The organism is Micromonospora sp. MA102 (assembly GCF_025460765.1).
In the GTDB taxonomy this organism is placed as follows: Bacteria; Actinomycetota; Actinomycetes; order Mycobacteriales; family Micromonosporaceae; genus Micromonospora; species Micromonospora halotolerans.
Genome location: NZ_JAMWEG010000013.1, coordinates 32,441 through 57,381, shown reverse-complemented (window position 1 = coordinate 57,381; position 24,941 = coordinate 32,441). Strand labels below are relative to the sequence as shown.

Sequence of the window (24,941 nt, the reverse complement as noted above, 5' to 3'; positions counted from 1 at the left end):
GCCCCTTCTACGGGCACGGTGTGCCCGCGCAGACGTCGACGACCTTGCCGGAGAGCAGGAACACCGCCTTCTGCCGCTGGGCTCCGGCCTGAGCGCGCGGGAACTCGTGCGGATCGTCGCCGTACTCCGGCCCGGCCGGGGCGAGGTTCGTCGGCGGTGGCGCGTACGCCGTGCCGCTGTTCCAGATCACGATCGCCGATCCCGTGTAGGGGTACCTGCGGATCGGCGCGATTCCCCAGTACGGCCGCACGTCCGCCGACCAGCCGTCGGCGAGCGCGGGGGTGTGCAGGCGGGCGCCGATCGTGCGCGCCTGCACCTCGGCCGCGGCGGGCGAGACCTGATGGTCGCCGAAGGCCACGTGCATCAGCACCTGGTGCGCCGGGGTGCCGGGCAACGGGCGGTCGGTCATGTGCTGGGCGTACCCGTTGGCCTCGGAGCGGTCCCACAGCATCTGAAGCAGCGCGAGGATCAGTTGCTGGTCGACCTTGTCCGGGTAGGAGCCGTCCATGATCGTCTGGAACGGGGCGAAGTCCACGCTGCGTTGCAGCAGCGTGGAGTAGTTCATCGCCGGCACGCCGAGCACCGACCGGGTCCAGTCCTGGGCGATGGCCGTGAGCGCGCCGCCGTTGATGCCGCCCTGGCTGTTGCCGTCGTAGTGCAGCCCGCCGGCCACGTCGATCAGCGGCCGCGCGGTGGCGTCCCGGAACGCCGGGTCGGCGGCGAACCCACCCTGGTGGATCATCGCGCGACCGAGGAAGAGGAAGTTCAGGAAGCTCTGCTGCAACCGGTCCACCACGGCGGGGAAGGCACTGAGGTCGCCGAAGGCGCCGGCCACGTAAGGGACGTCGCCGGCGGCCATGCCGATCCAGCTGGTCGCGCAGAAGGTGAAGTTGTAGGTGTTCGACATCGTCTTGACGTTGCCGGCGTTGATCTCGGTCGGCTTGCCGAGCAGGCCGTGGCCGTACAGCGAGAGGTGCGCCGGTTTCGCGGCGGAGGCGCTGCGCGGGATGTTGCAGACGAAGTCCGCCGCCACCGTCGCTCCGGACGGCGTCGGCAGGGCGTTCGGTTCCGGCGGCGTGCCGTCGCCGCCGGCCGGTCCGTAGTGCAGACGCGAGCCGGGCCCGCCGTCGCCGGTCAGATAGGACGGTACGCCGACCGTGCCGGTCACCTGCCGGGCGATCAGCGGATCCTGCTCCGGTGCGTAGTCGGTCACCTTGGTGACGGTGAACGACGGCACGGCCCGGCCGAGGGCGGCGAACGCGGTGTCGCGGATCGCCAGCATCCGCCCGGTCAGCCCGTGCCGGCTGGCCACCGTGAAGTCCCAGGCCAGGTAGAGGCTGTGCCGCTTGACGCCGGTCCGGCCCAGGTCGGCGAGGATCCGTTTCATCTGCGGGGCGCGGTCGTCCCGATGACCGAGGCCGGCACCGGTCACGTACGCCCGGAACGCCTTCGGCGCCGGGATGGTCGCCCCCGTGGCGTCGCGCATGCCGCGCAGGCCCACGACGTACCGGGTGCCCTCGGTCAGCGCCACCGCCGGCCGGATGATCAGCAGTTGCCGGTCGGGCTGGCCGGCGGCGTGCGCGTCGAGCTCGGCCCAGTACGGGGTGCGCTCGCCGGTGCGGGCGTTGAGCAGCACGATCGGCGCGTCGGGCGCCAGCGAACGGCCGATGTCGGTGACCGGCGCGATGCCGGTCGCCGCCGCGTCGAGGCCGGGCACGCGTACCAGGATCGGTGAGCCGGGGCTGAACCCGTCCTGCCGGTTCCACTCCGCCGGGTCGATCGGCGTCCCCTGCACGGTGGCGGGCATCGCCGAGGTCGCGATCCGCACCCGCCTGCCGGTGGGGCTGGTCCGGTCCGGCACGGTGAAGTAGTCGTTCGGGAACGGCAGCAGGCAGGCGGTCGGGTCGATCGGGTCGCACGTCCGGTCCGGGGTCGGCGCGGGGGCCGCGGGTGCCGCGACGGCGCCCGTGCCGAGCAGCACGGCGCCCGCGGTCACCAGCACGGACACGGCGAGACGGAGCCGTCTGGGTGTGGCCACGCGCTTCTCCTTCGGCACTGGCGGTGCGTCGACGCGGCGGTCGACGGGTGGTGTTCTTCCTACGCTCGTGAATGGATCTCGGCAAGGCCCGGCGACCGGGCCGGCCGTTGCCCATGCCCTCGCCGCGGTACGGCGGGATCGTCGCCGGATACCGTGCGACCGCTTGAGGGAATCGGGTGCCCGGCGAGAGGCGCCATGGTGGCCGGTCTCACCGCGGCCTTATCCGGCGGGCGACGCCAACCAGCCGGTACCCTTGATCGAGTACAGACTGTACCCATATGTCCGCCAGCGGAGGGGTGCCCCATGTCCGATCACATCGACCTCGCCCGGCTGCGGGAGGTGCTCGACGGGCCGTGGGCCGGCGTCCGCAACGCGCACCGGGAGCACCTCGACTCGCGCTTCCTCCCGGTCTACGGCGAGACCGGCGACGAGGCCCGTGCGCGGATCACCCGGCTGCTCAGGGAACTCCCCACCGAGCTGGGGATCGCGTCGGCCTTCCCGACCGAGTACGGCGGCGGATCCGACGTGGGAGGCTCGATCATTGCCACCGAGATGCTGGCGCAGGTCGACCTGTCGCTCATGGTCAAGGCGGGCGTGCAGTGGGGCCTGTTCGGCGGCGCCGTCAGCGCCCTCGGCACGAAACGGCACCACGACGCGTACCTGCGGGACATCATCTCCGGCGAGATCTTCGGTTGCTTCGCGATGACCGAGACCGGTCACGGCTCCGACGTCCAGCAACTGCGCACCACCTGCACGTACGACCCGCACACCCAGACCTTCGACCTGCACACCCCGCACGAGGCCGCCCGCAAGGACTACATCGGCAACGCGGCGCGCGACGGGCGGATGGCGGTCGTCTTCGCACAGCTGGTCACCAACGGGCGGCGGCACGGCGTCCACGCGTGGCTCGTCCCGATCCGCGACGCGCAGGGCAACCCCATGCCCGGCGTGACCATCGGCGACGCGGGCGCCAAGGCCGGCCTGCTCGGCGTGGACAACGGGCGGCTCAGCTTCGACCATGTGACGGTGCCGCGGGACATGCTGCTGGACCGGTACGGTCAGGTCGCGCAGGACGGGACGTACTCCAGCCCGATCGAGAACGACTCCCGCCGCTTCTTCACCATGCTCGGCACCCTGGTACGCGGCCGGGTGAGCGTGGGCGGCGCCGCGTCGGCGGCCACCAGGTCGGCGCTGACCATCGCCGTACGCTACGGCGACATCCGCCGGCAGTTCGGCACGCCCGACGCGGAGCGGGAGGTGCTGCTCAACGACTACCTGGCCCACCAGCGCAAGCTGCTGCCCGCCCTGGCCACCACGTACGCGTTGCACTTCGCCCAGACCGAGCTGGTCACCGCGCTGCACGAGGTGCAGGGCGGCGACGGGCCAGTCGACGAGCACCGGCAGCGGGAGCTGGAGTCCCGGGCCGCCGGTCTCAAGGCCGCGCAGACCTGGCACGCCACCCGCACCATCCAGATGTGCCGCGAGGCGTGCGGCGGCGCCGGCTACCTGGCCGAGAACCGGCTACCGAGCCTCAAGGCCGACACCGACGTCTTCACCACCTTCGAGGGCGACAACACGGTGCTGCTGCAACTGGTGGCCAAGGGCCTGCTCACCGGCTACCGCGACGCGTTCGGCTCCCTGGACGGCTGGGGGCGCGCCTCCTTCGTCGCGGAACACGTCCGCGAGATGGTCCTCGAGCGCACCGCCGCCCGGTCGCTCATCGAGCGGCTGATCAGCGCGGTGCCCGGCCGCGACGAGGAGGTCGCCGTCACCGACCGCGGCTGGCAGCTCAAGGTCTTCGAGGACCGGGAGAGGCACCTGCTCGACGGCGCGGTCCGCCGCCTGCGCAACGGCGCGGCCACGAAGAAGGACCGCCCCTTCGACATCTTCAACGACGTCCAGGACCATGTTCTCGCCGTCGCGGCCGCGCACATCGACCGGGTCACGCTGGAGGCGTTCGTCGCCGGCATCGAGGACGCCACCGACCCGCCGGTCCGGGCGCTGCTCTCCCGGGTCTGCGACCTGTACGCGCTCACCGTCATCGAGGCCAACAAGGGCTGGCTCCTGGAGCACGGCCGGCTCACGCCGGCCCGCTCGAAGGCGGTGACCGGAGTCGTGAACGGCCTGCTCAAGGAGCTGCGCCCGTACATGCGGACGCTGGTGGACGGCTTCGGCATCCCGGACGCGTGGCTGCACTGCGCCATCCTGCGCGAGGAACCTCTCCGGCAGGAGACGATGGCCGCCCACGACGCCGCCGGTGATCCGCAGGCCGTGGCGGCGTAGCGCGTGCCCCGGCCGGTGTTCCGCCGGCCGCGCCGGCGCACGGGTGACCTCGCTGACCTTCGGCCCGGTCGGCGGATCTCCGACACAACCTGATCGAACAGGGCGCCTTCGACCGTCCCTGCCATAGTGGGCGCATGCACTTGATCAAATATGGCCACGCCTGTGTGCGCCTGGAGGCGGACGACCGGGTGCTGGTGATCGACCCGGGGACGTTCTCGGAGGCCGAAGCGCTCGACGGGGTCGACGAGGTGCTGGTGACGCACGAGCACCCCGACCACCTCGACATCGCCAAGCTCGTGGCAGCGAGTCGGCGTAACTGCGCGTTCCGGGTGTACCTGCCGTCGGCAGCGATCGAGTCGGCCCCCGAGCTGGGCGGCGCGGCGGTCGCCGTCGATGCGGGGCAGCGGTTCACGGCGGCCGGGTTCGCCGTCGACGTGGTGGGCGGGGCACACGCCGAGATCTACGACGGTCTGCCCGGCTGCGCCAACGTCGGTTTCGTCGTCGACGGCACGGTCTACCACCCGGGGGACTCGCTGTTCGTCCCGCCGTCGCCGGTGGCGACGCTGCTCGTGCCGGCTGCCGCACCCTGGCTCAAGCTCTGCGAGGCGTTGGATTTCGTGCGGGCGGTGCGGCCGAAGCGGGCGTTCCCGATCCACGACGCCACGCTCAACGAGCTCGGCCAGGAGTACTTCGACGGCTGGCTGGACTTCAAGGGCGGCACCGAGTACGCGCGCATCCCGGTCGGTGAGTCGGTGACAATCCGCTAAGAGCGTGTCTCAGTAACCGGCAATCCGCGGGTGCCTCGTGATCATTCATGAGGGTGATCCCGGTATGCGTGATCAGGAGGGGCTGCTCGAGCTCCTAGGTGCCGACCACTGGTGCCAGTGCGAACAGGTGCGGCGCCGGGTCGGCTGCGCGGATCGCGACAGCCACCTGGGTGAGTTGCGGGTAGTCGCCGCCGGCCGCCCTGAGGAGGACGTCCGCATCGGCGTGGTTGCCGAGGTAACACTCGGCAATGGTCCTGAGGAGAAACGCGACGTTGCGGAGGTCCGGCGGGTCGACACCCGGCCGGATGTCGAGAAGCAGCGACCGCGCATGCTCCGGCCGCTCGTTGAGCAGGTGGGCCAGGCTCATGGCGATACGAGCGGACAGCACGTGCGGCTGCACGTGGAAGGCGAGCTGGGCCAGTTCCGAGATCTCCACGACCTCTCGATGTTCTACCGGTGAGCCGTTCACCACTGCGTCGTACAGGTACCACAGCCCGAACTGGACGGTGAGCACCTGCCCGATTGCGGCGGCGGCCATGGGGTCGGTGCTGTCTTCGCGCGCCAACGCCGCGAGCCTTTCGGCGTCGGCGATGAAATCCGCCGCCGAGTGCGTGTGCCCCATGCTCCAGCGCTGTCGGAAGGCAGCGAGCGCCAGTCGCGGGTCGTCGCCGTCACGAACAGGATCTCCAAGACGATGGTCGCCAACCTCCCCTCGGGCAATCGTTCGCAGCGTCCTGCTGACCTCCTCCTGGTAGTAGCCCGCCCGTAGCACCGCGCGGGCGACCGTCGGCGCCGAGATCCAGCGAAGCAGGTTGCGGCCGTCGCTGCGGGGCGACACCCCGGGGATGAGGTTGACCACCCCGAGCAGCCCCCCGACAAGCGCTGCGCCGAGCAGTACCACGCGGGTGAACGCCGTGCTCGTGAACGCCGCCGCGGTACCGAGCACCGCCGCGGTGCACAGGTTCAGCATCGGGCCACCGAGGTAGAACAACACCATCCGCAGCGGCAACGCGCTCGCCGTCGGCGTCGGCCGCACCCACACTTCGCTCCGCCAGCCGGTGAAGGGTGCGATACGGACCGCGATGACCGGCAGGCGCAGCAGCTTCGCCACGACGAGGTGCCCGCACTCGTGCAGGACGATGTGCACCCACAACGACACGCAGGTGAAGCCGACGGCGGCGATCGCACCCGTCACGGACTCGGTGACCAACAGCGCGAACGCCACCGCCTCCAACACCAGGAGGATGGACGCGACGACCAGCCGTCGGCGAGAGGAGATCACCGGGAGATGGTACGGCCGGACGCATGGGCGGGCAGGTACGGCACCGACTGAAGCCCGCCCGGGCAATGGTCGCAGGTCGATGGAACACGTAGCCGCGGAGGCTGCGGGGAGCCCGAAAAGTCGTAGCCGCGTCCTAGGGTGGGGCCATGGACTGGAAGATTGAACTCATCCCGGTTCCGGTCACGGATGTCGACCGGGCCAAGGCGTTCTACCAGACGGTGGGCTTCAACGCCGACCACGACCACACGGTGCACGAGGGCCTGCGGTTCGTCCAGCTGACACCACCCGGCTCGGCCTGCTCGATCGTGATCGGTGAGGGCATCACCGACAAGACCCCCGGCACCCAGGAGATCCAGGTTGTGGTCGCCGACGCCGAGGCGGCGCGCCGGCAACTGCTCGACGCCGGCGTCGATGCCAGCGAGGTCGAGGTGCAGCCATGGGGCAACTTCGTCTACTTCGGCGATCCTGACGGCAACAGGTGGTCGCTGCAGGCGATCGAGTCACGGCCCAACGGTTGATCGACGACCCGCAACAGCCCCGTCAGGACCGATCCGCCGTTTCTGGTCGGCATGACTGAGCTCGGACCCGTCGCCTGGCCGCCTGAGCCGATCCGGACCGAGCGGCTCGTGCTCCGTGCGTCCGAGGCCCGGGACCGTCCGACGTTCATCGAGCTGCTGGCGTCGCCGGAGGTGCACACCTACCTCGGCGGCCCCCGCCCGCGTGACGAGCTCGAGCGCGAGATGCCCGCGGTGCCCGAGCGGTGGCCCGGGAGTTTCGTCGTCGACCGCGACGGGGCGATGATCGGCCAGATCCTGCTCAGGAGGGCGACGGAGCACCGCCGTCCGGCCGCCGTGGGAAAGGCCGATCTCGGCTACCTGTTCCTGCCGCAGGCGTGGGGATCCGGGTACGCCACCGAGGCGTGCACGGCGGCACTCGACTGGTTCGACGGTGCGTTTGCCGGCGAGCCGGTGGTGCTCACCACCCAGACCGCCAACGTCGGCTCGATGCGCCTCGCGGCGAAGCTGGGGTTCACCGAGGTCGAGCGGTTCCAGGCCTGGGACGCCGAGCAGTGGCTCGGCCAGCGGTGCCCGGCCCCGCCGTCTGCCTGAACTCGGGCTCGAGAGCAGCGCCAGGACGGGCCGAGGAGCACGGCGACGGCTCAGGCCGGGCCGGAGCCGTCGCCGCGGTCCCCGTCGTCAGTCGCGCGCCCAGCGGCCGACGACGGCCGCCGCGCCGCCACCCCGGCGTACGGGCTCGGCCGCGGCGACCAGCCGGCCGTCCGCCAGGAACTCGATACCGGTCGCCGCGCCGATCTCCGCGGTGGGCGAGAAGGCGTGGCCCGGCGGGAGGCCGGTGGCGTACGCCGTGATGAAGGCCGGCTCCGCCTGGGTGCTGGCGCCGTTGCGCTGCGACGCCCGCGGCGCGGCGAGGGCCTGCGGCAGCGTCATGCCCAGGTCGATCCGGTTCACCAGCATCTGCAGGACGGTGGTGATGATCGTCGCGCCGCCGGGCGAGCCGACGGCCAGGAACGGCCGGCCGTCGGCCAGCACGATCGTGGGTGACATGGAGCTGCGCGGGCGCTTGCCCGGCCCCGGGAGGTTCGGGTCGGGCGCGGCGCCCTGGGTCGGCGCGAAGTTGAAATCGGTCAGCTCGTTGTTGAGCAGGAATCCCCGGCCGGGCACGACCATGCCGTTGCCGCCGGTCGCCTCGATGGTCAGCGTGTACTCGACCACGTTGCCCCACCGGTCGGCCACGGTCAGGTTGGTGGTGCCGGTGCGGTCGTCGCGGACGTCGGCGGCCGCCGCCGCCGAGCAGCCGCCGTAGGCGCCGTCGGGGACGCCGGGCGCGACCGGCTTGGGCAGCGCCGCCGACGGGTCGATGAGGCAGGCCCGCTCCTTGGCGTACGCGTCGCTGAGCAGCTCGCGCAGCACGCTGCGCTGGGTGCCGTCGCCGACGTACCGGTTGCGGTCGGCGAACGACAGCGCGCTGGCCTCCAGGTAGTGGTGCATCGCCTGGGTCGCGGTCATGGACCGCAGGTCGAACTGCTCGAGGATGTTCAGCGCCTCCCCCACGGCGGTGCCGCCGCTGGACGGCGTGGGCATGCCGTACACCTCGAGACCGCGGTAGTCCGACCGGGTCGGCGCGGGCAAGCGGGTGCGGTATGCGGCGAGGTCGGCGGCGGTCATGCCGGCGGGCCGGATCGGGTACGGCCACGAGCCGACCGGCTGCGCCGCCACCGGCGGGTGCTGCACGGTCGTGACCACATCGCGACCGACCTCGCCGCGGTAGAGGACGTCGGTGCCCCGCTTGGCGATCAGCCGGTACGTCTCGGCGAGGTCCGGGTTGCGGAAGGTGCTGCCGACCGCCGGCGGCTGCCCGCCGGGCAGGTACAGCGCGCTGGTCGAGCTGAACTGGCCGAACGCCGCCTGGTTCCCGGCGATCTGACCGGCGAAGGTCTCGTCGACGGGGAAGCCGCCCTCGGCGACCCGCGCGGCGGGCGTGAGGAGCTGCGCGAGCGACCGGGTGCCCCAGCGGTCCAGCGCGTCCCGCCAGGTGAGCAGGGTGCCCGGGACGCCGACCGACAGCCCGCTGATCCGGGCCTCGTCGAACCGGTACGGCGCTCCGGTGGCCGGGTCGCTGAAGGTGGTCTCGCTCATGGAGTCTGGTCCCGCCTCGCGGCCGTCGATGGTGTGCACCCGCCGGCTCTTCGCGTCGTAGTAGACGAAGAAGCCACCGCCGCCGATGCCGGCCGAGAACGGTTCGGTGACGCCGAGCGTCGCGGCGGCGGCGACCGCCGCGTCGACCGCGTTGCCGCCGCGCCGCAGCACCTGCAGGCCGACGGCCGTGGCGGTCGCATCCACGGTGGAGACCGCTCCCCCGTAGCCGACGGCCACCGGCTGCTTCGGGGGCGCGGCCGGCTTCGCCTGGGCGGGAACGGTGTTCGCGGCCACGAGCGTGGCCAGAGCGATGGTCGCGGTGACGAGGGCCCGAGGTCTCATCTGGCCTCCCAGATCGACATGAGTGAACCTCCTGCCTACTCCACCGATCGAGGGCGGGCAACCCGAGGACCAAGGGTGTGCCGACCCCCGGCACGGCACTGTCCAACCGGGTTGACCGATGTTTCGCCGGCCGCCTAGAGTGCTTTAAACCATCGGGTTGAAAGGGCGGGACGGATGACCACGGATGCGCTGTCCCGGGCCTTCGCCGCCCTCGCGGATCCGACCCGGCTCGACATGGTGGCCCGACTCTCGGAGGGCGACGCGACCGTGAGCCAGCTGGCCGAGCCGTACCGAATGACGCTGCAGGCCGTCTACAAGCACCTGCGGGTGCTCGAGAACGCCGGGCTGGTCAGCCGGCCGAGCGGGCCGCAGCCCCGGCCGGTGCGCCTGGAGGCGCAGGCCTTCGACCTGATGGACACCTGGATCGAGCGCCACCGGCGCCGCGTCGAGCAGCGCTATCGCCGCCTCGACGCCGTCCTGGCGGAGATGGAAGGAGACGAGCATGGACCGGATCACGGAGACAGCGATCGAGGCCGACCCGAGGCTGCCGGTCATCCGGACGAGTCGTGACTTCGCGGCACGGCCCGAGGAGCTGTTCCGCGCCCACACCGATCCCGTGTTGTTCGCCCGGTGGGTGGGTCCCGATGCCACGGCCACCCGGATCGACCACTGGGACGCGTCCACCGGCGGCAGCTGGCGGTACGCCTCGACGCACGACGGCACGGAGTACCGGTTCCGTGGCTGCTTCCACGACGTACGGCCGGACCGCATCGTGCAGACCTTCACGTTCGAGGGCGAGCCGGACGGAGTCGCGCTGGAGACGTTGTGGTTCGAGGACCTGGGTGACGGTCGTGCGCGGCTGCGGACCCAGTCCCTGGTGGACAGCTTCGAAGGCCGCGACGCGTGGCTGCGCAGCGGCATGGAGGTCGGCGTCAACGAGGGCTACGCGAAGCTGGAAAGGATGATCATCGATGGCGCTGTCTGATCGCCCGGCCGAGCGGCACCGCCAGGTTGCCGGGCTGTTCACCGACCGGGTCCTCGGCACCCGATCGTGGGACACGCCGGCCCCGGTCGCCGGCTGGACCGCCCGCGACGTCGTGCGTCACCTGACCGAATGGTTCCCCGGCTTTCTCGCCTCCGGCGCCGGCATCGAACTGCCCAAGGGGCCGTCCGTCGACGAGGACCCGGTCGCCGCCTGGCAGATCCACGGCGACGCCGTGCAGGCGGTGCTCGACGACCCGGACACGGCGCACCGCCACCTCACCAACCCCCACCTCGGCAGCCTCCCGCTGGCGGCCGCGATCGACCGGTTCTACACCACCGACGTGTTCATGCACACCTGGGATCTCTCCCGGGCCACCGGCCAGGACGACACGCTGGACCCGGAGTTCTGCGCCGAACTCCTCGGTGGGATGGAGCAGATGGAGGAGGTCATCCGCTCCTCCGGCCAGTACGGCCCGCGAGTGGCGGTCCCCGAGCACGCGGATGCCCAGACCAGACTCCTGGGCTTCATCGGCCGGGACCCGTTCTGGTCGAAGCCGTGAGCCGAACCCGTCTGGCCTGCCTTACGCCCACGCGCCCATCATGAACTGCCCACGTCGGTTTCGTCGCGACTCTCAAACGCGGTGACGTCCTACTCGCCCGGCCGTGACCCGATCGCTACTGTGGCTGATCGCCGCGCGCCTGGCCGGGCCAGGCCTGCGTCGCGGGGCCGTACTGCGGCGCGGCGGCAGGGTACGGCGGATACTGCGGTGGTCCGGCCTGCGGGTAGGGCGGGTAGGCCTGGTGGGTCTGCGGCCCGGGGCCCGGCAGCAGGGCCGCGACCTGCTCGGCGAACCGGTCGTGCGCGCGGCGGACGTGCAGGGTGTTGCCGTCGTTGGACACGTATCCGGAGGCGATCGGGCCGTTGGCGGCGGTGCTGGCCACGCCGAGCCCCGCGATGAGCAGCAGCACGAAGACCAGCACGATCGCGCCGGCGGTCGAGTCGTTCGGCGCCGTCAGGGCGGACAGCGCCACCGCGCCGACGACCGCGAGCACCACCAGGCCGACGCCGATGAGCAGGCGGCGGGTGCGCAACCGGCCGCAGTCGGCGCAGAACGGCCAGGTCGGGGCCTTGACGCGCTTCTGCAGCACAGCGGCGACGATGGCGAAGGGCAGCACTCCGAACAGGAGCAGGATGTAGACCCACTTCGGCGTGTAGGAGCGGAACACCGTCCTGCGCCGGCGGGTCGCGGGCTGACCGTGACGGGCACATACCTCGGGTACGGCTCCGGCGGTGACCGCCTGAGCGGGGAGATCGACTGTCATGGCGTCTCCATCGGGGGGGTCTGCGGCGTGGGCGGCGGCATCGCGGGCTGTACCCGGAATCGGCGCCGGCCAATCGCCGGTCGACCCGTCGCCGCTAGCCGGCGAGCACGTCCACGGCGAGTTCGCGCACCACCGACTCGTCCACCTCGACACCGAGCCCCGGCCCGGTCGGCACCCGCGCGACCCCGTCCTTCACCTCGACCGTCGCTCCCGTGGCGTACGACGAGGTGAGGAACTGCCGCCCGTTGAGGTCGACGGGCGTGTCGATGCCGTACGCGGCGAACAGGTGCAGCGAGGCGGCCAAGCCCAGGTCGGAGTCGGTGAGCCCGGAGCCCATGAGCCGCACCCCGGCGTCCTCGGCGAGCGCGCAGAGCCGCCGCGACAACGTCAGCCCACCGCTGCGCTGCACCTTGGCGATGGCCACGTCGACCGCGTCGAGCTTCACGAAGGTCGCCAGGTCGCTGGGGTGGCGCAGGCTCTCGTCGAGGGCGACCGGAATCGGTGAGGACCCCCGCAGCCGGCGCTGCCCGGCCACGTCGTTGGCCGGCAGCGGCTGCTCGAAGGTGGTGACGTCGTACTCCGCCAGCCGGCGGGCCATCCGCAGCGCGCCGTCGACGGTGTAGCCCTGGTTGGCGTCCACCCAGAGCGCCGCGTCGGGCGCGGCCTCGCGGACGGCCCGCACCACGGCGGCGTCCTCGGCCTCGCTGTGCAGGCCCACCTTCACCTTGAACGCCCGGTAGCCGAGTTCGGCGCCCTCCGCGACCGCGTCGGCGACCTCCCCGGCGGTCTGCCCGGAGACGATCCAGCCGAGGTCGATGGTCTCCCGGCGGCGCTGCCCCCACAGCACCCCGACCGGTACGCCGAGAGCGCGGCCGAGCAGGTCGTGCAGGGCGATGTCGACCGCGCTCTTGGCCAGGGGTGAGCCGATGGTGAAGCCGCGGTTGATCGCGCGGTCGAAGGCGGTGGTGACGCCGTCGAGGTCCCAGGCGGGGCGGCCGAGGATGGCCGGGGCGAGGTAGCGGTCGATGGTGGTGACGATGGATTCGGCGGTCTCGTAGGTCCAGGCCGGGATCGGGGTGGCCTCGCCCCAGCCGGTGACGCCACCGGCGGTGACCTTGACGAGCACCCGGATGCTGGGCGTGCCGGCGACGGCGACCGAGCCGCCGGAGACGCCGAACGAGCGGATGGTGGGCAGCGCGACGGCGTACGTCCGGACCGCGTCGATGGTGAGGCCGGCGAGCGGGGTCACGAGCCCACCTTCGCCGTGCTGCCGCGCAGGACCACCTCGCCGCCCATCCGCAGGAGCCGCCGTCGTCGCCCGCTGTTCTCGGTCAGCGCCAGCTCCATGGCCTTCTCCCCGAGGCGTTGCAGCGGCAGCGCGACCGTCGTCAGCGCCGGGGTGAGGTCACGGACGATCGGGATGTCGTCGAAGCCGGCGACGGAGATGTCGTTCGGGACGGACAGGCCCTGGTCGCGCAGCGCCGCGCAGGCGCCGATGGCCATCACGTCGGTCAGGGCGAACACGCAGGTGGCCGTCGAGCCCCGGGTCAGCAGCTCGGACATCGCGCCGTACCCGCCGTCGCGGGTGAAGGGGCCCTCGACGATGTCGGCCGGGTCGAGCGCCACGCCGGCCTTGGCCAGCTCGTCGCGGAAGCCGCCGAGCCGGTCGGCGACGGTGGTGAGCGCCCGCGGCCCGGAGAGCACGGCGAAGCGGCGGTGGCCGAGGTCGAGCAGGGCGCGGGCCATGGCGGCGGCGCCGGCGCGGTTCTCCGGCAGCACGCTGTCGACCTTGAGGCTGCGGTGCCGGCTGACCACGGCGACCCGGCCGCCACCGTCCAGGTAGGGCTTCAGCTCGGTCTCCAGGGCCCGCTCCCAGCGGGCGTCCTCGAAGCCCGAGCCGATCAGCAGGATGGCCGGGGCGCGCTCGGCGCGCAGCATCGACACGTACGCGATCTCGCGCTCCGGGTCGCGGAAGGTGCTGGCCAGCATGACGAGCAGGTCGTTGTCCCCGGCGACCCGCATGACGCCGCCGGCGATGGCGGCGAAGTAGGGGTCGGTGACGTCGTGGCAGATGACGCCGACGGTGCGGTGGGAGGCCCCGGCGAGGGCGCGGGCGTGCGCGTTGGGGGTGTACGCCAGCTTCTCGGCGGCGGCGACGACCCGGTCGCGCAGTTGCGGGGTGACGCGCATGCCGTTGAGCGCCCGGGAGGCCGTGGCCAGCGAGACGTCGGCGGCTCTGGCCACGTCTTCCAAGGTCACGTGCGCCCGTGGCTGCATCGAGTTCCCCCTGCGGAAGTTCTTGACCGGATTATTTCGGCGTGGTTACCGTAGCACCCTGAAAGCGCTTACTGAAAGCGCATTCAGGGCCGCTTCCCCGCCCTCACCGGGGTCGTCCGGCCCTGCCGACGGCACGCGCCTACCCAGCGGCTGAGTACCCGGAAACCGCCGGCCAGCCAGGGAGAACGGAGGGTCATGGCCGCGCAGAGCACCATCGAGCAACGGGAGCGCACCGCTCCCGCCGGCGCCACCGGTTCGGCCGCCCGCCGACCGGGCGGAGCCGGCGCCGGCCTGCTCCGGTTCGCCCGGAACACCTGGCGCCCGGCCGCGGTCCTCGTGGCCATCCTCCTCGTCTGGTGGGTGGTCACCGCCGCGGACCTGGTGAAGCCCTACCTGGTTCCCTCGCCCGGCACGACGCTGGACGTCGTCCTCGCCCAGCCGGGCTACTTCGCGCACCACACCTGGATCACCACGTACGAGACGGTGCTGGGCTTCGCCATCGCCATCGTGGTCGGTGTGCTCTCCGCCGTGGTCATGGTCTACTCGCCCACCGTCGAGAAGAGCCTCTACCCGCTGCTGCTGTTCGCGCAGGTCATCCCGAAGATCGCGATCGCGCCGCTGTTCATCGTGTGGCTCGGCTTCGGGCTCTCGCCCAAGGTCGTCGTCGCGGTCCTCATGGCCTTCTTCCCGATCGTCATCTCCACGGTCACCGGCATGAAGTCGATCGACCCGGAGATGCTGCAACTGTCGGCGACCATGGGCGCGGGGCAGGCCCAGACGTTCCGGAAGATCCGGTTCCCCGCCGCCCTGCCGCACCTCTTCGCCGGCCTGAAGGTCGCCGCCACCATGGCCGTCACGGGCGCCGTCGTCGGTGAGTTCGTCGGCGCCAACGAGGGCCTCGGCTACGTGATCCTGCAGGCCAACGGCAACCTCGACACCCCGACCCTCTTCGCCGGGCTGATCATCATGTCGCTGCTCGGCGTGGTCCTCTTCGTCGTCGTGGAACTGCTGGAGCACCTCGTGCTGCCCTGGCACGCCAGCCGCCGCACCGACACCGCCACCACCACCCTGTGAACAGGAGAACCCTCGGATGAAGTTGCGTACTTTCGCCGCCGCGCTCCTGCCGGCACTCCTTCTGGCCACCACCGCCTGCGGCTCGTCCTCCGACGAACAGGAGAAGAACGCGCAGGGCCTCGACAAGGTGACCCTGACCCTCAACTGGTACCCGTACGGCGAGCACGCGCCGTTCTACTACGGCAAGAAGAAGGAGATCTTCGCCAAGCACGGCATCGACCTGACCATCCAGGCCGGCCAGGGCTCGCAGAAGACGATCCAGGCCACCGCCGCCGGGCAGACCGACTTCGGCTGGGCCGACACCCCGGCGCTGCTCTCGGCCGTCGGCCAGGGGATGGACGTCAAGAGCGTCGGCGTCTTCCTGCAGACCACCCCGTCGTCGGTGCAGTTCTTCAGCGAGAAGAACATCAACTCCCCCGCCGACCTCAAGGGCAAGACCATCGCCTCCACGGCCGGTGACGCGCTGAGCAAGACCTTCCCGGCGTTCCTCAAGGCCAACGGTCTGGCCGCCACCGACGTGACCCTGCAGAACACCGACCCGGCCGGCAAGATGGCCGCCGTCATGTCGGGCAAGACCGACGCGCTGCTCGGCTTCGCCACCGACCAGGGCCCGACCATGCAGGAGAAGGCCGGCAAGCAGGTCTCCTACCTGAAGTTCGCCGAGCACGGCCTGACCTTCTTCAGCAACGGCCTGCTCGCCTCCGGCGACACCATCAAGAACAAGCAGGACCTGGTCAAGCGGATGGTCACGGCCAGCAGCGAGGCCTGGGCCGCCGCCGAGAAGGACGCGGCCGGCGCGGTCGCGGCCATGCAGGGCGCGTCCCAGCAGCTGCCGTCGGAGAAGGTCCTGACCGACCAGTTCAACGCCACGCTCCAGCTGCTGCACACCGACGCCACCAAGGGGCAGGCCCCGGGCGTCAACGACGAGGCCGACTGGCAGAAGACCATCACCGTCTTCGCCGACTCCGGTGTGATCACCAAGGCCGAGTCGCCGTCGAAGTACTGGGACGCGAGTTTCGCTCCGAAGGGATGAGACCGATGACGGTCGGCAACACCACCACGCAGCGCTCCGCGGACGCCACGGCGACCGGCGCCACGGTCGAGATCGACGAGGTCGCGGTCCGGTTCCACACCAAGAAGAAGGACGTCACGGCGCTGCGCGACGTCTCGCTGCGGATCGAGCCGGGCGAGTTCGTCGCCATCGTCGGCGCGTCCGGCTGCGGCAAGTCCACGCTGCTCAAGCTGGTGTCCGGCCTGCTGCGGCCGTCGTCGGGCCAGGTCCGCCTGCACGGCGAGGACGTGCGGGGGCCGCGGCGCGACATCGGGTACGTCTTCCAGCGCGCCGCCCTGCTGGAGTGGCGCACGGCCCGGCGCAACATCCTGCTCCAGGCCGAGATGCGGGGCATGCCCAAGGCGCAGGCCCGCCAACGCGCCGACGAGCTGATCGCCATGACCGGGCTGACCGGCTTCGAGGACGCGTACCCGAACGAGCTCTCCGGTGGCATGCAGCAGCGCGTGGCCCTGTGCCGCGCGCTGCTGCACCGCCCCCCGGTGCTGCTCATGGACGAGCCGTTCGGGGCGCTCGACGCCCTCACCCGCGAGCAGATGAACGTCGAACTGCGGCGGATCTGGCGGGAGACCGGCACCACCGTCCTGCTGGTCACCCACTCCATCGCCGAGGCGGTCTACCTGGCCAACCGGGTGATCGTCATGACCCCTCGACCCGGCACCGTCGCCGAGGTCATCGATGTCGACCTCCCCGTCGAGCGGGACTACGGCCAGACGATGTCGGCGCCGGAGTTCGCCCGCGCCACGGGACGCATCCGGGACCTCCTGGGTGCGACGACGACCGCCGAATAACCACTGGAAGGACACACACGTGGAGCGCACGTCTATCGGGATCATCCTCAACGGGGTGACCGGCCGGATGGGGTACCGGCAGCACCTGGTCCGGTCCCTGCTCGCCATCCGCGAGCAGGGCGGCCTGCCCGCCCGCGACGGCAGCCGCATCTGGCCCGAGCTGACCCTGGTCGGCCGCAACGAGGCCAAGCTCGCCGAGATCGCCGCCCGGCACGGGCTGACGTCGTACACGACCGACCTGGACGCCGCGCTCGCCGACGACTCCCACCAGATCTACTTCGACGCGCAGGTCACCGCGCAGCGGGAGAAGGCCATCCGGGCGGCCATCGAGGCCGGCAAGCACATCTACACCGAGAAGCCGCTCGCCGAGGGGCTGACCGGCTCACTGGAGCTGGCCCGGCTCGCCGCCGCCAGGGGCGTCAAGAACGGCGTCGTGCAGGACAAGCTGTTCCTGCCCGGCCTGCGCAAGCTCAAGCGGCTGGTCGACAGCGGCTTCTTCGGCCGGATCCTGTCGGTGCGCGGCGAGTTCGGCTACTGGGTGTTCGAGGGCGACTGGCAGGACGCCCAGCGGCCGAGCTGGAACTACCGCGCCGAGGACGGCGGCGGCATCACCGTGGACATGTTCCCGCACTGGCACTACGTGCTGGAGCAGATCTTCGCCCCGGTCACCGCGGTGACCGCGCACATCGCCACGCACATCCCCGAGCGGGTCGACGAGACCGGCCAGACCTACCGGGCCACCGCCGACGACGCCGCGTACGGCATCTTCGAGCTGGCCGGCGGCATCACCGCGCAGATCAACTCCTCCTGGGCGGTGCGGGTCTACCGGGACGAGCTGGTCGAGTTCCAGGTCGACGGCACGCACGGCAGCGCCGTGGCCGGCCTGCGCGAGTGCCGCATCCAGCACCGCGGCGCCACCCCCATGCCGGTGTGGAACCCGGACCTGCCGGTCACCGAGCCCTTCCGGGCGCAGTGGCAGACCGTCCCCGACAACGAGGACTTCGACAACGGGTTCAAGGTGCAGTGGGAGGCGTTCCTGCGGCACGTCGTCGACGGCGAGCCGTTCCCGTGGGACTTCCTGGCCGGCGCCCGCGGCGTCCAGCTCGCCGAGGCCGGGCTGCTCTCGGCCCGGGAGGGACGGCGGGTCGAGATCGAGGAGATCCGGCTGTGACCGTCCGCATCACCCTCCCCCGCCCCGACGGGGGCGCCGAGGAGCTGACCCTGCGCGAGCCGGCCGGCTGGCAGCGGCCGGCCACCGCGCCGACCAGCCGGATCGCGTACGCCGCGGCGCACGTGGTCGCCGACCCGCACGCGGACAACGCGCCCGGCCGGCCCGCCCGGCTGGATTGGGACGCAACCCTGGCCGTCCGGCGCAACCTCTGGTCCTGGGGTCTCGGCGTCGCCGAGGCCATGGACACCGCCCAGCGCGGGATGGGGCTGGACTGGGCTGCCACCCGGGAGCTGATCCGGCGCAGCGCCGCCGAGGCCGCCGCCTGCGGCGGGCGCATCGTCGCCGGGGCGGCCACCGACCAGCTCACCGGCCTGCCGGACACCCTCGACGAGGTCGTCGGCGCGTACACCGAGCAGGTCGCCTTCGTGCAGCAGTGCGGCGCGACCCCCGTGGTGATGGCCAGCCGGCAGCTCGCTGCGCTGGCCACCGGGCCCGACGACTACCTGCGCGTCTACGAGCAGGTGCTGCGCGAGACGTCCACGCCGGTGGTGCTGCACTGGCTCGGCGACATGTTCGACCCGGCCCTCGCCGGCTACTGGGGGTCGGCTGACCTCGACGAGGCGACCAAGACGTTCGTGGCGCTCGTGCAGGCGCACGCCGACCGGATCGACGGCGTGAAGGTGTCGCTGCTCGACGCCGCCCGCGAGGTGCGGCTGCGCGAGCTGCTGCCGCCGACGGTCAAGGTCTACACCGGCGACGACTACCACTACCCGGAGCTGATCGCCGGCGACGGCCGCCGGTCCAGTCACGCCCTGCTCGGCGCGTTCGCGGCCATCGCACCGGCCGCGTCGGCGGCGTTGCAACGTCTCGACGCCGGTGACACGGCGGGCTTCCGGGAGATCCTGGACCCGACCGTGCCGCTGTCCCGGCAGGTCTTCGCCCCGCCGACGCAGTACTACAAGACCGGCATCGCCTTCCTGTCCTGGCTCAACGGCTTCCAGCCCGGCTTCACCATGGTGGGCGGCCTGCAGAGCGGGCGCAGCGTGCCGCACCTGGTGGACGTGTTCCGGCTCGCCGACGCCGCCGGGCTGCTGCTCGACCCGGACCTGGCCGTCGCGCGGATGCGCCGCTACCTGTCCGTGGCCGGGGTGTCGGCGTGAGCGCCCCGGTTGATCCGCGCCTGGCGAAGCTGTCGCTGAACCAGCGCACCACCGAGTCCTGGTCGGTGCGGGAGGCCGTCGAGGGCTGCGTCCGCGCCGGCATCCCGGCGATCGGGCTGTGGCGCGAGCCGGTGGCCGAGATCGGGGTGGCCGCCGCCGCGAAGCTCGTCGCCGACGCGGGACTGCGGGTGTCCTCGCTGTGCCGAGGCGGGTTCCTCACCGCCGGCGGCGAGGCCGGCCGGGCCGCGCTGGAGGACAACCGGCGCGCCATCGACGAGGCCGCCGGGCTGGGCACGGACTGCCTCGTCATGGTCGTCGGCGGCCTGCCACCCGGCTCCCGCGACCTGATCGGCGCCCGGCAGCGGGTGGCCGACGCCCTCGCCGAGCTGGCCCCGTACGCGGGTGAGCGGGGCGTGCGCCTGGCGCTGGAGCCGTTGCACCCCATGTACTGCGCCGACCGCGCGGTGCTGTCCACCCTGGGGCAGGCGATCGACCTGGCCGAGCCGTTCCCCGTCGCCCAGGTGGGGGTCGTGGTGGACACCTTCCACATCTGGTGGGACCCGGACGTCTGGCGGCAGATCGCCCGCGCCGGTGACCGCATCGCGAGCTTCCAGGTCTGCGACTTCCTCACCCCGCTCCCGGCCGACGTGCTGCTCGGCCGGGGCATGATGGGCGACGGGCACATCGACTTCCCGCCGTTCCGACGAGCCGTCGAGGAGGCCGGCTACACCGGCGACACCGAGGTGGAGATCTTCAACGCCGAGGTGTGGGCGACCGACCCCGACGAGGTCCTCGCCACCATGAAGGACCGTTACCTCCAGCTCGTGCTCGCCGACTGATGCGGGTCGTCGTCGCGCCCGACTCGTTCAAGGGCTCCGCCACCGCCGGCGAGGCGGCCCGGGCCCTGGCCCGCGGCTGGCAGGCCCACCGGCCCGGCGACGACGTACGGCTGCTCCCCCTGGCCGACGGCGGCGAAGGCACGGTCGACGCCTTCGCCGCCGCAATGCCCGACGCGGAACGCCGGACGACGGTCGTGCCGGGCCCGGACGACCGGCCGGTCGACGCGGCCTGGCTGCTGCGGCCGGACCGGACCGCCGTGCTGGAGCTGGCCCAGTCCAGCGGGCTGCCGCTGATGGCCTCCCCGGATCCGCTCGGCGCGCACACATACGGGCTGGGCGTGGTGGCGCGGGCCGCCCTCGACGCCGGGGCCACCCGCCTCGTCATCGGACTCGGCGGGTCCGCCTCCACCGACGGCGGCACCGGCGCGCTGCGCGCCCTCGGCCTGCGGCTGCACGACGACCAGGGCCGGGAGCTGCCGCTCGGCGGTGCGGCGCTGGCCCAGCTGGCCCGCCTCGACACCACCGACGTGATGCCCCCGCCGCCCGGCGGCGTGCACCTGCTGGTCGACGTGACCGCACCGCTGACCGGCCCCGCCGGGGCCGCCGCCACCTACGGACCGCAGAAGGGCGCCGGCCCGGCGGAGGTACCACTGCTGGACGCGGCGCTGGGCCGGTTCGCCGACCTGGCCGGCGGTGCGCCGGACCAGCCGGGCGCCGGCGCGGCCGGTGGCACCGCGTACGGTCTGGCTGCCCTCTGGGGCGCCACGATCACGCCGGGCGCGGCGACCATCGCCGAATTGGTCGGGCTGGCGGATGCGCTGGCCGGCGCGGACGTGGTGCTCACCGGCGAGGGACGCTTCGACGAGACCTCGCTGACCGGCAAGGTGGTCGGCTCGCTGCTCGACTCGGCCGCGTCCGCCGGCGTACCCGTGGCGGTGGCCGCGGGGCAGGTCAGCGGACCGGTTCCCAGGTCGGTGGCGGCGGCGGTGTCCCTGGTGGAACTCGCCGGCTCGGTCGACGCGGCGCTGAACGATCCGACGCGGTGGCTGGCCGAGGCCGGCGAGGCGCTGTCCCGGCGGCTGCCCCGCCGATAGGGCGACGCGCCTCGTCGCGGCGGCGCGTTTGCGAAGAGGCGGCGCGATGCAGGACCTGGGCGGCACGGCCGACGGCGAGACCGGGCCGGTACAGGGTGAGCGGGGTGGACATGACTGTCTCCTCATCTGGGGGTGGCAGGGACGGGAGACGAAGCACCACCAGCCATGGACGTGGATCCGCTGGTGGTGTTCGTCGTGTCTCCTGGCACCGCCGAAAGGGCGGCTGACGCCGGAGGGCGGATTCGTGGTTGTCGCCACGTCCTGCCGATGGGTCATGTCCTTTCGTGCTCGTGGACATGGTGAATGTGGGCCGGCACGGGTGGGGAGCCTGGGATATCGACATCCGGCGGGTTGCCGCAGGCTGCCTACACCCGTGGAGGTGGGCGAATCCGGGCCATCGTCGACGGCATAAGGCCGTGCTGGGCCGCTCAGCGGATTCAGAGGACCAGCATGGCGTCCGGTGCGATCGAGAGCCGGCGGGATTTGGCCCGTATCAGCGGCAGGAAGGCCGCTCGGCATCTCCGACGTCGAGTCCAGCGACCCGACGGAAGGCCGCGCCGGCGTGCTCGACGAGCGTCGAGCTAGCACCGGGTAGCGACTCGTCAACCCGCCGTAGTCCGATGCCATCTGTAGGCCAAATAGCGGTGGCGATGTCGGGGTGCTGGTCCAAGGATGGTGGCGTGGTCAACGAGAAGCTGCCGGGAATCGTGCTGGTTGACGACCTGCGCTCGTTCGTTGACGGCCGGGTGGCACAAGTTGCGCGCACCAGCAGGGCCGGCATCGAGGCGCTGGAGCGACCCCGCGGACAGCGATTGGACGAGCTGTGGCTGGATCACGACCTCGGCGACGACGACACGATCTGGCCGGTCGTCGAGGTGTCGGAGCGGGCTGCGTTCGAGGGGCGCCCGTTCGATGTCGGTGTGGTGTACGTCTACTCGGCGAACCCGGCCGGCTCCGAGAAGACCACACAGGCGTTGCGGCGCTGGGGGTACCACGTCCGCTCGGCGGCTGGATCACCGTACGTCGGCTACCAGTCCGAGGCCGAGTAGCCGCCCGACCAGCCGGAGTGCCGTGTCGACGGCAATGAAGCGGGCCACTAGCTGCGGCCGTGTCGGGCTCCACATGACGGGTGACGGATCGGTGTCAGATGTTCACCCTGCTAGGCGATCTCTTGGTCGGTCCGGCTTGATTGGCGCGTGCCAGAACCATGCCAGGTCGACAGGCTGCGGCGGGGGATTAGCGGGGACTGGCGGGGAGAGTGGCCGCCTGGGGGCAGGTCGCGACCCCGGCAGGCCAGGCCGACTTGTGAGAGCCCCCTGGCAATGTGGGAGTCGACCGGGGCGTACGGGCACGGAGCCGAGCAGCCAACGAAGCAGCCAAACCGCCGGACGACGACGGATAACAACGAACCGTGGATGCCGGTTGACGAGGACCAGGACGACGACGACCAGCGGGCCGGTGCTGACTCGTAATGCCTAGGTCGAGGGTTCGATTCCGTCCGGCAGCTCCATGGAAAGGCCCAGTCACCTGCTTGATTGCCGATCCTGACCCGGGCCTTTTGCTTGCCACGGTGAGGCCGAGTAGCCAAGCATGTCGGTCGGCCGTTGGCCAGGCCGAGGTTAGGCAGGGTGAGCTGGACTTGGGAGTGGCGGTGAGGAGGTCCGGATGCCGGTCATGGCCGGCCGGCGCCGGGCGTCGGCGCTGTTGCGGTGAGCACTTGGCCGGTGCGGGCGGCGACCGATTCGTCCATGTGCTCGACGCCGCGGAACTCGGCCGCGAGGAGAAACAGGGTGGTGCGGTCTGGGCCGCCGAGCATGGTGGCGAAAATGACCTGGTCGTGTTCGATTCGGTCGGTCACCTTGCCACCCTCGTGCACCCGGACGACGGCGCCCTGTGGCGAGTCGGCACGGCCGGTGGCGATGGCGACGTCGGCGGCCCCGGCCCAGATCGCGCCGTCGGCGTCCATGCAGATGCCGTCGGGTGCGAGGCCGTCGGCCCATGTCCTGCGGTTGAACAGGCTGCCGTCGGCAGCGATGTCGAACGCGGTCAGCCGCCCGGCGAACGACTCGGAGACGATCAGCGTTTTGTTGTCTGGCGTCACTACCATGCCGTTGGGGAATTCCAGGTCACCGGCGACCTCGCGCGCTGTCCCGTCCGGGGTGACCAAGGCGATGATCCCGGACTCCGGTGGCGCGCCTGCGCGGAAGCCGAAGCGGATGCTGTTGACGTATATGTTGCCGCGGCCGTCCACGACAAGCTCGTTCCAGAACGGCGCCAGTCCGCTGAGATCGGCGTGCCGGACCATCGACCCGTCCGGTTCCCGCCGCATGAGATCCTCGCCGGTAACTAGTAGGCGGCCGTCGGGCAGCCAGTCGATGGACCAGCCGAGGCCGGGCGGGCCGGACGCCGCGACCTCGCTGCTGCCGTCGAGCGCGACCGCGACGATCTCGCCGGTACCCCAATGGGCGAACCACAGCCGGCCGTCGTGCCAACGGGGTGACTCGACGTAGGCCAGGCCGCTGAGCAGGACCCGGGGCCGCGGCAGGGATGACGCCTGTGACATGAGAACCTCGCGCATCGACCGAGTGGAACTGGACGGTCTAGTACCGTAGTCGCTCAGAACTGGACTGTCCAGTACTGTAGGCGGCGTGACAGAGCCGATCAGGGCATCCGACGGGCAGACCCGGACCGCGCGAAAGCGCCAGGCGATCCTGGACGTGGCCAGCACGCTGTTTCTGCGCGATGGCTACCTGGCTACCAGCATGGACCAGATCGCCGCCGCGGCGGCGGTGTCCAAGCAGACCGTGTACAAACAGTTCACCGACAAGCAGAGCCTGTTCCGCGAGATCGTGACCGGCACAGTCGAACTGGTCAGTGACCCGGTCGCACGCCAGGTGGCGAGTCTGCCCGACAGCAGCGACCTCGAGGCCGACTTGCAGAAGCTGGCGCGCGCGCTGGTCTCCCAGGTGAGCCAGCCCCGGGTGATACAGCTGCGCCGCCTGGTGATCGGCGAAGCGGGCCGGTTCCCCGAGCTGGGCCGGTTGTTCTACCAACGCGGTCCCGGGCGCACCATCGACGCGCTCGCCGCCGCCTTCGAAAGTCTCGCCGCCCGCAACCAGCTTCGGCTGGACGACCCGCAGCTGGCCGCCGAACACTTCAACTGGCTGGTGATGTCGATCCCCCTCAACCGGATGATGCTCTGCGGCGACACCGAGCGACCCGACCCCGCCGCCCTCGACCGCTACGCCGACGCCGGCGCCCAGGCGTTCCTCGCCTCCTACCGGCCCAACTGACGCGAACTCCACAGCAGCCAGTCGGGCTATGGCTGTCCCGGGTGCGCGAATCTGCGCACTATCGTGGGCCCGCAGGGTGGGAGTACACCCTCTACGGCTACAGCTTCACTGGCGCGATGTACTCGTTCGGTCGATTAGCAAGCGCGGTCTCGCCCTGCGTACCGACCCCGAGTCAGCAGGAAGTCAGCACACGCAGTGACGCGCAACCGACACCAATGGCCGAAGACGGCGCGACACCGAGGGTGGGCCACAAAAAGAGACGCCCGCTGGTACTCGCCGACAACGCCGACCAGGCTCCCCCGACGGGGGTCGCCCTCCTCGGCTAGCGAGCTGACCTCAGCGGTGGCCTGACATCAGCCGTTGACATCAACGGTGGCGGCCGAGGTCGGACCAGCAGGGACGGATTTCGTCTTTGGGCCGGGCCCGGTGGACGTCAGCGGACGCTACGGCTCTCGTCGGAAGCGCCTTACAAGCGAGAGGTTGCTACCCGACGGCGA

Annotated in this window: 23 protein-coding genes; 16 read left to right on the top strand and 7 right to left on the bottom strand. The window is 71.6% G+C overall.

What is annotated here, in order from left to right; translation table 11 throughout:
- Positions 1-7: 7 nt before the first annotated feature.
- Complete coding sequence (locus NFX44_RS23695; RefSeq protein ID WP_262285790.1) at positions 8-2,038, bottom strand: hypothetical protein; 2,031 nt, start codon at positions 2,036-2,038, stop codon at positions 8-10.
- A gap of 303 nt (positions 2,039-2,341) precedes the next feature.
- On the opposite strand from NFX44_RS23695, the gene NFX44_RS23690 reads away from it, so the two are divergent.
- Positions 2,342-4,321, top strand: a complete 1,980-nt coding sequence (locus tag NFX44_RS23690) for an acyl-CoA dehydrogenase (RefSeq protein WP_262285789.1) — start codon at positions 2,342-2,344, stop codon at positions 4,319-4,321.
- 134 nt (positions 4,322-4,455) lie between these two features.
- Positions 4,456-5,088 carry an MBL fold metallo-hydrolase gene (locus NFX44_RS23685; protein WP_262285788.1) on the top strand — a complete coding sequence of 211 codons (633 nt, stop codon included), beginning with the start codon at positions 4,456-4,458 and terminating at the stop codon, positions 5,086-5,088.
- Between the two features lie 94 nt (positions 5,089-5,182).
- Here NFX44_RS23685 and NFX44_RS23680 read toward each other — a convergent pair whose 3' ends face one another.
- Complete coding sequence (locus NFX44_RS23680) at positions 5,183-6,370, bottom strand: hypothetical protein (protein ID WP_262285787.1); 1,188 nt, start codon at positions 6,368-6,370, stop codon at positions 5,183-5,185.
- A gap of 146 nt (positions 6,371-6,516) precedes the next feature.
- On the opposite strand from NFX44_RS23680, the gene NFX44_RS23675 reads away from it, so the two are divergent.
- Together NFX44_RS23675 and NFX44_RS23670 are read left to right on the top strand one after the other, a co-directional pair.
- Entirely contained in the window at positions 6,517-6,888 is a 372-nt protein-coding gene (locus NFX44_RS23675; RefSeq protein ID WP_262285786.1) for a VOC family protein, read from the top strand.
- Between the two features lie 51 nt (positions 6,889-6,939).
- A complete protein-coding gene (locus NFX44_RS23670; RefSeq protein WP_262285785.1) occupies positions 6,940-7,479 on the top strand; it encodes a GNAT family N-acetyltransferase in 540 nt (179 codons plus the stop codon).
- An 87-nt stretch (positions 7,480-7,566) separates the two neighbouring features.
- On the opposite strand, the gene ggt is transcribed toward NFX44_RS23670, so the two are convergent.
- Positions 7,567-9,369 (bottom strand): gamma-glutamyltransferase, encoded by a 1,803-nt coding sequence (gene ggt, locus NFX44_RS23665; protein WP_262285784.1) that lies wholly within the window; start codon positions 9,367-9,369, stop codon positions 7,567-7,569.
- Between the two features lie 174 nt (positions 9,370-9,543).
- Here ggt and NFX44_RS23660 point away from each other — a divergent pair, with 174 nt between their 5' ends.
- The 3 genes from NFX44_RS23660 to NFX44_RS23650 are packed head-to-tail and all read left to right on the top strand — an operon-like array spanning position 9,544 to position 10,913.
- Positions 9,544-9,939 carry a helix-turn-helix transcriptional regulator gene (locus NFX44_RS23660; protein ID WP_262285783.1) on the top strand — a complete coding sequence of 132 codons (396 nt, stop codon included), beginning with the start codon at positions 9,544-9,546 and terminating at the stop codon, positions 9,937-9,939.
- Positions 9,872-10,354, top strand: a complete 483-nt coding sequence (locus tag NFX44_RS23655) for an SRPBCC domain-containing protein (protein ID WP_262285782.1) — start codon at positions 9,872-9,874, stop codon at positions 10,352-10,354. Before NFX44_RS23660 ends, NFX44_RS23655 begins: the two co-directional genes overlap by 68 nt.
- On the top strand, positions 10,341-10,913 hold the full coding sequence (locus tag NFX44_RS23650) for a TIGR03086 family metal-binding protein (RefSeq protein WP_262285781.1): 573 nt from the start codon (positions 10,341-10,343) through the stop codon (positions 10,911-10,913). The genes NFX44_RS23655 and NFX44_RS23650 overlap by 14 nt, the downstream gene beginning before the upstream one ends.
- 115 nt (positions 10,914-11,028) lie before the next feature.
- Here NFX44_RS23650 and NFX44_RS23645 read toward each other — a convergent pair whose 3' ends face one another.
- The 3 genes from NFX44_RS23645 to NFX44_RS23635 form a co-directional block, all read right to left on the bottom strand.
- Positions 11,029-11,676, bottom strand: coding sequence for a hypothetical protein (locus tag NFX44_RS23645; protein ID WP_262285780.1), 648 nt, complete (start codon positions 11,674-11,676; stop codon positions 11,029-11,031).
- 94 nt (positions 11,677-11,770) lie between these two features.
- A complete protein-coding gene (locus NFX44_RS23640; protein WP_262285779.1) occupies positions 11,771-12,925 on the bottom strand; it encodes a mandelate racemase/muconate lactonizing enzyme family protein in 1,155 nt (384 codons plus the stop codon).
- A complete protein-coding gene (locus NFX44_RS23635; protein ID WP_262285778.1) occupies positions 12,922-13,920 on the bottom strand; it encodes a LacI family DNA-binding transcriptional regulator in 999 nt (332 codons plus the stop codon). The genes NFX44_RS23640 and NFX44_RS23635 overlap by 4 nt, the downstream gene beginning before the upstream one ends.
- A gap of 228 nt (positions 13,921-14,148) precedes the next feature.
- Between NFX44_RS23635 and NFX44_RS23630 the strand changes: the two genes are divergently transcribed.
- The 8 genes from NFX44_RS23630 to NFX44_RS23595 all read left to right on the top strand — a co-directional run bounded on the left by NFX44_RS23630 (position 14,149) and on the right by NFX44_RS23595 (position 22,200).
- Entirely contained in the window at positions 14,149-15,027 is an 879-nt protein-coding gene (locus NFX44_RS23630) for an ABC transporter permease (RefSeq protein ID WP_262285777.1), read from the top strand.
- Between the two features lie 16 nt (positions 15,028-15,043).
- Positions 15,044-16,060: an ABC transporter substrate-binding protein gene (locus NFX44_RS23625; protein WP_262285776.1), complete on the top strand. Its 1,017-nt coding sequence runs from the start codon at positions 15,044-15,046 to the stop codon at positions 16,058-16,060.
- A gap of 5 nt (positions 16,061-16,065) precedes the next feature.
- On the top strand, positions 16,066-16,887 hold the full coding sequence (locus tag NFX44_RS23620) for an ABC transporter ATP-binding protein (protein WP_262285775.1): 822 nt from the start codon (positions 16,066-16,068) through the stop codon (positions 16,885-16,887).
- A gap of 19 nt (positions 16,888-16,906) precedes the next feature.
- Positions 16,907-18,058: a Gfo/Idh/MocA family protein gene (locus tag NFX44_RS23615; RefSeq protein WP_262285774.1), complete on the top strand. Its 1,152-nt coding sequence runs from the start codon at positions 16,907-16,909 to the stop codon at positions 18,056-18,058.
- The gene (locus NFX44_RS23610; protein WP_262285773.1) at positions 18,055-19,218 is read left to right on the top strand and encodes a dihydrodipicolinate synthase family protein; all 1,164 of its coding nucleotides are present in this window, start codon (positions 18,055-18,057) and stop codon (positions 19,216-19,218) included. The genes NFX44_RS23615 and NFX44_RS23610 overlap by 4 nt, the downstream gene beginning before the upstream one ends.
- Positions 19,215-20,057 carry a sugar phosphate isomerase/epimerase gene (locus tag NFX44_RS23605; RefSeq protein ID WP_262285772.1) on the top strand — a complete coding sequence of 281 codons (843 nt, stop codon included), beginning with the start codon at positions 19,215-19,217 and terminating at the stop codon, positions 20,055-20,057. The genes NFX44_RS23610 and NFX44_RS23605 overlap by 4 nt, the downstream gene beginning before the upstream one ends.
- A complete protein-coding gene (locus NFX44_RS23600) occupies positions 20,057-21,151 on the top strand; it encodes a glycerate kinase (protein WP_262285771.1) in 1,095 nt (364 codons plus the stop codon). The genes NFX44_RS23605 and NFX44_RS23600 overlap by 1 nt, the downstream gene beginning before the upstream one ends.
- Before the next feature lie 680 nt (positions 21,152-21,831).
- Entirely contained in the window at positions 21,832-22,200 is a 369-nt protein-coding gene (locus NFX44_RS23595; protein ID WP_262285770.1) for a cyclic-phosphate processing receiver domain-containing protein, read from the top strand.
- Between the two features lie 623 nt (positions 22,201-22,823).
- Here the strand turns inward: NFX44_RS23595 and NFX44_RS23590 are convergent.
- On the bottom strand, positions 22,824-23,729 hold the full coding sequence (locus NFX44_RS23590) for an SMP-30/gluconolactonase/LRE family protein (RefSeq protein WP_262285769.1): 906 nt from the start codon (positions 23,727-23,729) through the stop codon (positions 22,824-22,826).
- A gap of 70 nt (positions 23,730-23,799) precedes the next feature.
- Between NFX44_RS23590 and NFX44_RS23585 the strand changes: the two genes are divergently transcribed.
- Positions 23,800-24,444, top strand: a complete 645-nt coding sequence (locus NFX44_RS23585) for a TetR/AcrR family transcriptional regulator (RefSeq protein WP_262285768.1) — start codon at positions 23,800-23,802, stop codon at positions 24,442-24,444.
- Positions 24,445-24,941 lie beyond the last annotated feature (497 nt).

What these genes read in the sequence shown, in the direction of transcription:
- NFX44_RS23660 (WP_262285783.1), top strand. Translation starts at nt 9,544, where the DNA reads ATGACCACGGATGCGCTGTCCCGGGCCTTCGCCGCCCTCGCGGATCCG.
- NFX44_RS23690 (WP_262285789.1), top strand. Translation starts at nt 2,342, where the DNA reads ATGTCCGATCACATCGACCTCGCCCGGCTGCGGGAGGTGCTCGACGGG.
- NFX44_RS23590 (WP_262285769.1), bottom strand. Translation starts at nt 23,729, where the DNA reads ATGCGCGAGGTTCTCATGTCACAGGCGTCATCCCTGCCGCGGCCCCGG.
- NFX44_RS23620 (WP_262285775.1), top strand. Translation starts at nt 16,066, where the DNA reads ATGACGGTCGGCAACACCACCACGCAGCGCTCCGCGGACGCCACGGCG.
- ggt (WP_262285784.1), bottom strand. Translation starts at nt 9,369, where the DNA reads ATGAGACCTCGGGCCCTCGTCACCGCGACCATCGCTCTGGCCACGCTC.
- NFX44_RS23670 (WP_262285785.1), top strand. Translation starts at nt 6,940, where the DNA reads ATGACTGAGCTCGGACCCGTCGCCTGGCCGCCTGAGCCGATCCGGACC.
- NFX44_RS23600 (WP_262285771.1), top strand. Translation starts at nt 20,057, where the DNA reads ATGCGGGTCGTCGTCGCGCCCGACTCGTTCAAGGGCTCCGCCACCGCC.
- NFX44_RS23655 (WP_262285782.1), top strand. Translation starts at nt 9,872, where the DNA reads ATGGACCGGATCACGGAGACAGCGATCGAGGCCGACCCGAGGCTGCCG.
- NFX44_RS23630 (WP_262285777.1), top strand. Translation starts at nt 14,149, where the DNA reads ATGGCCGCGCAGAGCACCATCGAGCAACGGGAGCGCACCGCTCCCGCC.
- NFX44_RS23675 (WP_262285786.1), top strand. Translation starts at nt 6,517, where the DNA reads ATGGACTGGAAGATTGAACTCATCCCGGTTCCGGTCACGGATGTCGAC.
- NFX44_RS23645 (WP_262285780.1), bottom strand. Translation starts at nt 11,676, where the DNA reads ATGACAGTCGATCTCCCCGCTCAGGCGGTCACCGCCGGAGCCGTACCC.
- NFX44_RS23685 (WP_262285788.1), top strand. Translation starts at nt 4,456, where the DNA reads ATGCACTTGATCAAATATGGCCACGCCTGTGTGCGCCTGGAGGCGGAC.
- NFX44_RS23625 (WP_262285776.1), top strand. Translation starts at nt 15,044, where the DNA reads ATGAAGTTGCGTACTTTCGCCGCCGCGCTCCTGCCGGCACTCCTTCTG.
- NFX44_RS23650 (WP_262285781.1), top strand. Translation starts at nt 10,341, where the DNA reads ATGGCGCTGTCTGATCGCCCGGCCGAGCGGCACCGCCAGGTTGCCGGG.